This is a genomic window from Microcoleus sp. BM001215392 (assembly GCF_036700185.1).
Lineage (GTDB): Bacteria > Cyanobacteriota > Cyanobacteriia > Cyanobacteriales > Microcoleaceae > Microcoleus.
In genome coordinates this window covers 1-7,855 of sequence record NZ_JAUBOJ010000364.1, presented here as the reverse complement: position 1 = coordinate 7,855, position 7,855 = coordinate 1, and the positions used below count along the sequence as shown (strand labels likewise).

5 protein-coding genes and 1 pseudogene are annotated in these 7,855 nt (G+C 43.5%); 2 read left to right on the top strand and 4 right to left on the bottom strand.

Features of this window, described 5'->3' with window-relative positions:
- Window positions 1–293: 293 nt before the first annotated feature.
- On the top strand, window positions 294–1,604 hold the full coding sequence (locus QT974_RS27820) for a dihydroorotase (protein ID WP_333471635.1): 1,311 nt from the start codon (window positions 294–296) through the stop codon (window positions 1,602–1,604).
- Window positions 1,605–1,663: 59 nt separating this feature from the next.
- Here QT974_RS27820 and QT974_RS27815 read toward each other — a convergent pair whose 3' ends face one another.
- The 3 genes from QT974_RS27815 to QT974_RS27805 all read right to left on the bottom strand — a co-directional run bounded on the left by QT974_RS27815 (window position 1,664) and on the right by QT974_RS27805 (window position 6,300).
- Entirely contained in the window at window positions 1,664–3,001 is a 1,338-nt protein-coding gene (locus tag QT974_RS27815; RefSeq protein ID WP_333471634.1) for an adenylate/guanylate cyclase domain-containing protein, read from the bottom strand.
- The gene (locus QT974_RS27810) at window positions 2,998–3,390 is read right to left on the bottom strand and encodes a response regulator (protein ID WP_333471633.1); all 393 of its coding nucleotides are present in this window, start codon (window positions 3,388–3,390) and stop codon (window positions 2,998–3,000) included. Before QT974_RS27810 ends, QT974_RS27815 begins: the two co-directional genes overlap by 4 nt.
- A 132-nt stretch (window positions 3,391–3,522) precedes the next feature.
- The gene (locus QT974_RS27805) at window positions 3,523–6,300 is read right to left on the bottom strand and encodes an ATP-binding protein (RefSeq protein WP_333471632.1); all 2,778 of its coding nucleotides are present in this window, start codon (window positions 6,298–6,300) and stop codon (window positions 3,523–3,525) included.
- Here QT974_RS27805 and QT974_RS27800 point away from each other — a divergent pair.
- On the top strand, window positions 6,299–6,568 hold the full coding sequence (locus tag QT974_RS27800) for a hypothetical protein (RefSeq protein ID WP_333471631.1): 270 nt from the start codon (window positions 6,299–6,301) through the stop codon (window positions 6,566–6,568). The two genes, QT974_RS27805 and QT974_RS27800, sit on opposite strands and share 2 nt — an antisense overlap.
- 1,088 nt (window positions 6,569–7,656) lie before the next feature.
- Here the strand turns inward: QT974_RS27800 and QT974_RS27795 are convergent.
- Window positions 7,657–7,855: pseudogene (locus QT974_RS27795) on the bottom strand (glycosyltransferase family 2 protein); the annotation flags it as partial.

Sequence of the window (7,855 nt, the reverse complement as noted above, 5' to 3'; positions counted from 1 at the left end):
TTCCCCCCTTCTTAAGGGGGGCTAGGGGGGATCGGCCAACCTAATCTTCAAACAGTAGATCGATCGCACGTTTAAAGCTTAAGTTAACACAAATACCAATGCCCTCCACCACGCTTCGCCGGACAAAAGTCCGAAATTTAATAGCAACCACCAAGCATTCTTAACTGCTTAAACCCTTGCTTTTATTCCTCTTCCTTCCCCCCTCTTCCTTCGTGTCCTTAGCGTCTTCGCGGTTCCATCCTCCATCCATCCGTTACATCCGTTAAAAAATCCGTTGCCGAACTTCCTTCTTTATGAATCGCGAACTGCTACAAAATATAAGAGTAATCGATCCAGTTTCAAAGCTCGATCGCACCGCTGACATTCTAATTACCGAAAATCATATCCAAGCAATAGAAGAAAATATCACCGAAATTCCCGCCGACACAGAAGTGCGGAATTGCCAAGGACTAATTTTAGGGCCAGGATTAGCCGATATCTACAGTCATAGCGGAGAACCAGGTTTTGAGGAACGAGAAACCATCGAATCCTTAATGCAGGCTGCGGCGGCTGGCGGTTTTACGCGAGTGGCAATTTTGCCCGATACATCCCCACCTGTAGACAATTTGGCCGGTTTAGCTTTGTTGCAGCAACACATCCGCAATTTGTCGCCCTCCCTACCCCGTTTGTATTTTTGGGGCGCGCTGACAGCGGGCGTTAAAGGGCAGCAGATGGCCGAGTTGGGGGAGCTGGCCTCCTCTGCGGTGGTGGGGTTTGCGGACGGTTTGCCGCTGTCTAATCCGGCTCTGGTGAGGCGTTTGCTGGAGTATATCCAGCCCTTGCATAAGTCTGTGGCTTTGTGGCCGTGCGATCGAACTTTGGCAGGAAATGGTGCCGCCCGGGAAGGTGCAGTGTCGGTGCGCTTGGGTTTGCCGGGAATTCCCGCGAGTGCAGAAACATCGGCTTTGGCGGCAGTCTTGGAGTTGGTGGCCTCTGCCGGTACTCCCGTACACATCATGCGCGTTTCCACCGCCCGCAGCGTGGAATTGATTCGAGATGCTAAGGCGCGGGGTTTGCCGGTGACTGCTAGTGTCACTTGGATGCACTTGCTGTTAAATGTTGGCGCAATTTCTGGAAACTCTCAAGATTCCGGTGGCAAAAATGCTCTGAGTGCTTCCTTTGCCTACGATCCGAATTTACACCTAGAACCGCCGTTGGGCAATCGTAGCGATCAATTAGCTTTAATTCAAGCTGTGAAAGATGGGGTGATTGATGCGATCGCGATCGACCACAACCCGCGTACCTACGAGGAAAAAACCGTGGCTTTTGCTGATAGTCCCCCAGGGGCGATCGGCTTAGAATTAGCTTTGCCTTTGCTGTGGCACGGACTGGTGGAAACTGGCGAATTTTCCGCCTTGGAACTGTGGCGAGTTTTAAGCACTGGCCCCGCCGTTTGTCTCGGTCAAACCCCCGCTACGGTGGCGCCAGGAGCCTCTGCTGAGCTGATTTTGTTCGACCCGCTGATGACTTGGACTGTTGAGGTGCAAAGTCTGAAGTCGCGATCGGCAAATACAGCTTGGTTGGGACAGCAAATAGCCGGAAAAGTTCTACAAACTTGGGTTTAAGGACAGCAGGAAGAGGGGGAGAGTGGAAACATTGCCAATTCGCAATTGGCAATTCCCCATCAAAAAAAATTCGACTTACCCTCAGGTAATATTGACATAATTTCCTGACAGCGTTGTAAGTAATTTTTCGCTACGCTATCGAGCGGGTTTTTGCGCACGCACTCAGCAAAAAGTTGTGCCGCTTCTTTATGTTTGCTCGCACTGTAATTCCACAAAGCCTCTAAAAATATGTTAAAAGTCGCCAACTTGCCCTCTTTCACTTCCGGCGGATCGGCATCAAATACTTCATGAATTGTCACCAAATCTGCTTTACCTTTCACTCGAACCCGACCAATATTTCGGATCGCATATTTCTGATATTCACTAACATTTAACTGTAAAAAAGTATTGTTAGTAATTAGCATCGACACCCCGTAACTTTTCGTCATAGTTTCCACGCGGTTCGCCAAATTCACCGCGTCGCTAATCACCGTACTATCCATCCTCGTTGTTCCCCCAACAGTTCCCAGCATCAGGTTGCCTGTATTGATACCGATCCCAATTTTGAGCGGTGCAAAGCCCTCGCTAACGCGGTATTTATTGTATTCCTTGAGACGGTGCAGCATCGAAATTCCAGCGTTCACCGCATCCTTGGCACTATGACCGAACAAAGCCATAATTGCATCGCCAATATACTTATCAATAAAACCATTATTTTCAATAATAGTTGGCTCCATGCGGCTCAAATAAGAATTAATAAACCTAAAATTTTCCTGAGGAGTCATCCCCTCAGAAATACTTGTAAAATCCCGAATATCCGAAAACAACACAGACATTTCCTTTTCCACGCTGTCGCCGAGTTTGATATCGACTAAGCTTTCACGGCCTAGCAAAGAGACAAACTCATTAGGCACAAAGCGTCTGGCGGCCTTGGTTAATTGTGATTGCAGTTCCAAAGCTAATTCTAGCCTCTCATTGACTTTTCGCAGTTCCGCATTTTGTTCTACTAGCTTTTTATCCTGACTGTAGCTGTGAACCGCTTCTGTAACTGTCAATTTCAAATCTTCAGTTTGCCAAGGTTTGCCGATAAATCGGTAGAGTTTGGCGTGCTTAATCGCACTTCCCACAGCTTCAATTGTCGCCTGGCCTGTTAGCATCACCTTGAGAGTTTTGGGAGAGATTTCGTGAACCCGCCTTAACAATTCATCTCCTTTCATATCAGGCATCACGTAGTCCGAGATAATTAAGGGAATCTCTTCTCCACCGGCAATTAATTCAGCAACTAACTCTAAAGCATCCTCGCCTCCTTCGGCAATTTCAATCCGGTAAGTATTGCCTAAAGCGTCTTTTAATTCAGCTTTGAGGCTTTTGAGAACCGTGGTTTCGTCATCCACGCAAATAATCACTTGTTTGCTCATAGCGATAAAGCTGTTTTAATGGTTTCGATTAACTCGGATTCCGACCAAGGTTTGTGCAAACAGCGGTGAAGGTCGGCTTCGTCAAATGCTCTTTGAACTGCATCTTCATCTGCTTGACCTGTCAGCATCACTTTAACTATCTTGGGAAATTTTTTATGGACTCGAATTAGAAATTCATCTCCTTTCATTCCCGGCATCAACCAATCAGACACAATCAAGATAATCGCTGTATCATCGTCATTAAATTCGTCTATCAACTCCAAAGCATCGGCGGGATTTTCCGCTAATTCATAAACGTAGGTATTGCCAAAGGCAGATTTGAGTTGAGTTTTGAGGCTTTTCAAAACCACTTTTTCGTCGTCAACGCACAGAATGACTGGTTTAGACATATGATTTCATCTCAGCGATTGTTCGTTGTTGACTGTTGAATGTATCTCCTAATTTGTCACGTTGTCACTGGCTGTAAAAAACCGCATCATACAACTTGTGCCAGCGATACAGGAAATGCTTAGCTACATAGCTCATCCCGGATTCACGGGTAAAGAAACCGTAAAAGTAGTTTTGCCAGGAACTGATGCAACTTCGATGTTTCCCCGATGTTTTTCAATAATTTTTCTGACAATATCAAGTCCTAAACCTGTGCCTTCGCCGGGGGGTTTAGTCGTGAAAAATGGCTCGAAGATTTTAGAGATAACTTCTTCAGGAATTCCCTTACCGTTATCCGTGACTGCAACTTGAACGCGATTGCTTTCTTGAAAGAGTTCGAGGGTTAATGTACCTTTATTGTCCATCGCTTGCAGGGCATTATGTATGAGATTTGTCCACACCTGATTTAGTTGATCGGGGTAGCAGAGTACAGGTTCTATTTTTTGGAAGTTTCGCAATACTTCTACCCCGTGTTTCAGGTTGTTTTGATACAGCGTGAGTACCGTTTCTATACCTTCAACTAAATCCGATTGAATCATCACTTCTGAGGAGTCGTGTCGGGCATAATTTTTGAGAGCAAAGACGACTTTTGATGCTCGATCCGTTGCGGTATTAATTGTTTGGGTACCTCGTTGGATTTCTGTGAGTTTGTAAGCCATGTCTAAAATTAGCTCGCGTTCTGGTTTTTGCAGCAGAGACATAAAGTCATCTGCTTCATAAATCCCCATATCTACTAAGGTATCCGCAATATCGTCGGCTTCCTCAATATTTTCATCTTCTAGTTGAGCTACCAAAGTTCGCTTTAATTTTCTTTCTTCTTTGGCTGTCAAAGTTATATCTTTTTGCAGCGATTGATTTAGTAACATGAAAAAGTTATCGGCTTCTTCGGGAGAAAATAGTTGAAAAAGTGCAGGTAAGTTGGAGAGGGTTTGTCCCAAGAATTTGCTCGTATTTCCTGCACTCGATCGGATCGCACCCAGTGGAGTATTCAGTTCGTGGGCAACTCCAGCTACTAATTGTCCTAAAGCCGCCATTTTTTCCGAGTGAACTAACTCTTCTTGGGTAGTTTGTAGGTGGTCTAATGCTGTTCTGAGTTCTTGCGTTCTTTCAGTAACTTGAACTTCGAGAGTACGGTTGTATTCGGCTATTAATTTTTCTGATTCTTTGCGTAGGGTAATGTCGGTAAAAGCTGCGATCGCAAAACTCACATTCCCTTTCTCGTCATAGATTGGCGTTCCCCAAACTTCTAGGGGAACATTTTTGTTTGGTAAGTGAATTTCTATGTCGTCAGCGTTAACACTTGCTCCTTGAAAAGCACAAATTATCGGGTCTTTTTCTTGAGGGTAAATTTCCCCACTGTCTGCGATATAAATTTGATAGACTTCACCAATTTCTGCCGATTTAACATCGTCTATCATGGCTTTGCCAAGCAAGGATTGAGCCCGAGAATTGATGTAGTAAGGTTTACCGCTCGGTTCTGCTACAAATATCCCCACCGGCACGGCTTCTAAAATTTGGTTGAGTCGGCTTTTACTCTCGGACAATTCAGCATTCAAGCTTTGCATTTCTTCAAAAGAAAATTGCAGTTGCTCTGCCATACTTTTAAATGAGTTGGCAAGTTCGCCAACTTCATCATTGCGGTTAATTTCTACAGTTTTACCCCAGTGACCTTTAGTAATATTTTTTGCTGCTTGATTCAAATATAAAATTGGCTTTGTCACCCATCGGGCTGTGAGTATGCCGATAATTATAGATGTTGCAAAAGCGGCAATGCACAGCAAAACGGTTGTTTTGTTGTTAGCATTAATTTGTTCCAAGAAATCTGATTCGGGAATAATTACTACAATCAGCCAGTCCAAACCCTTATTATCTTTTAGGGGAGTAACTTGCATGAATTGTAGCTCATCTTTAATCTTTAAGCTAAGCTGTTGGGTTTTTTGAATGTTGTTGAGGTTGCCAAAGTGTTCTTGGAGGTATTTAGTAGTAAGGCTGATGGTGGCGTTTTGGCTGGCAGTTGCCTGAATTCTTTCTGTCTCTTCACCCTTAATTAGATATACTGGATCTTGCGTTGATGTCGTAATTAATTCGCCCGATCGCTCTATAATAAATGTCTCTCCTGATTTGCCAATTTTTAACTTTTGGAGGAACTCGTTAACTCGCGAAAATAGCAAATCAGTTCCGAAAATTGCCTGCAACTCTCCCGATTCGTCGTATAACGGTTGCGCCGCTGTAATTCCCAATCCTTTGCTGGTAAAGTCGGCGTAAATTTTGCTCCAAGTTGCGGTTTTTGCTTCGCTTGCTGCTGTGTACCAGGGACGGACTCGCGGGTCAAATTTAGGTTTTACCTTCACTAAGTTAGTTGATTCGCCTCGGTTGTTGGCAGCATAATAATTCATGTTGCCGTCTGTAAGTTCGCTGCGTTCTTGCAGTAAAAAATTTCCCTCATTTGTGCGCCGTGCGGCAATAAAATCTCCGCTTGGAGTGGCAATATAGGTAACGCTTACTGTATCAAAAGTTTGCAGTTGCTTCCAGAAGTGGCGCTGTATTTTTGGAGTGTCTTGCAAGTTGAGATCCCCCAGTTCAAAAGCATTGGCTTTGAATTGATTTAGTTGGTGGGGAAATGTCATGTATTCTTGGACTCGTTCGGAGATGCGATCGCTAATTTCTTGGCGCAATTTAGTAGCAACTTCGTTAACTGCTTGCTGTCCGTTGCGAAATGACAAATACCCTACAACTCCGACTGCTGCCACAATTTGCAAGACGAAAGGAAGTATTAAAACTGTTCGCAAAGGGAGGGAGCGAACAGCTTTTGCCACTAATTTTTTAGGAGATTTGGTTGGTTTGAAAAGTTGGATGTTTGAAGGATTAGTCATGCTTGGAAAAACTTGTTGTTTAGGAAATACTTTCTCGATTTCATTAGTTGCACCCCAACAAGTTATGGATTGTTTATCCCAGCACCCCGATTGTGAATTTGGCATTGCTGTAAATGCAGGTCAGAATTGCGGCTGCATTATAGCAAATAGTCTGCAAACAGCGATCGCCCCATCAAATATTTTGGGTGCATCTCATTTTTGCGAAGGCTCTAGCATTTCGGCAGACAACTTATTAGTCAGAATCAGATATTTACTACCGAAATGCTAGAGCCACTACGAGTATATTTGCTTGCGCCCTGATGCACCCAATATTTTTTTATTGACTTTGTTGCAACCACTACTTTAGGTGGCAGACATCCACCGATAAAAATTGAATGTCTACTCGCAAGCACCGCTATAGAGTATTTCCGTTTTCTTCAGTGCTGTCAAAAAAATGATGCTCTAAATGCGCAAGCAGTTCTCCCGGCGAGCGACTGCAAAAAAAATCACAGATCCTGAAGATTTGCGCTCGCACTTGCAATTTATTTGACAAAAAAAATTACAGGAAAGCAACTATAATTAGTTATACAACAAAATAGACGGAATATCCGGATTTTTGGGGAATTTGTGGCAATTACCGGACTTAGCTAGAGCTTTTATCTCTAGAGTGCGGTGTGCATCAGGTTAGTTGTCGCTATGAGTAGCATTTAAAAGTAATTTTTTGCCTTAGTCCTAAGTTGTTAACTCGTACATTTCACCTCAACACCAGCTTAACCCCCCGATCGCTCGCAGGGAAAAATATATCTTTGCGCCCCCAAATTTACCAGTTTTGGGAAAAGAAATCAGAAAATCGCGGTTATTTTTAAGGGTAATTGGGAGCGGATTGCCGGATGGCTAGGGCAGGAAAAATGCTAAGTTTTCCGGTTTTCTCAGAGATTGTCTAAAATAAACATATTTGATTTTTGCGATCGCATACATTAGCAATTTGTCTTAATAGTTTAAGCCAATTGGCTTATTTTTGGCTTGTTCAGGTCGCTGACAGCACAAAGGGTGCGATCGCCCGATCGCGATCGGGGTGAAATCTCCATAGGGTTGATTTAAGACAAGCCAGGGGTTCAAACCCTGTGAAAAATAGATTGGGTCAAATCTAGCCCGGACAAAATAATATCGTCAGCTTTGAGAACAGCTACATCTCAATAGGTTTGGAATCAGACAATCAAAACTTAAAAACCCCTTTTAAAAACAGATAATGCGATTTATTTTATAAAAAAAAGCGATGATTAACCTTCCTGTATTCACAGAAAAAAACTATTGACAACTGCGTATTGAGCTAAATATTAGTATCTCCAATTTTTAATTATTAAGTTGGGCAAAAAATTAAGGCGATTTAACTTCAGTCTCCTGACTTCTAACTACAGGCGGGGATAAAGTAGGCTCAGGTTCTGCGACATTCAACTGACCGCCACAGCAGCTCAACTCGTAAAGTTTGGCATTAATTTGATACTCGTACTGACTTAATAGCCTTGCATAAATATAGCCAGCTTTTCCATCTAAAAAGCCGAGCTGAATGAAGTAA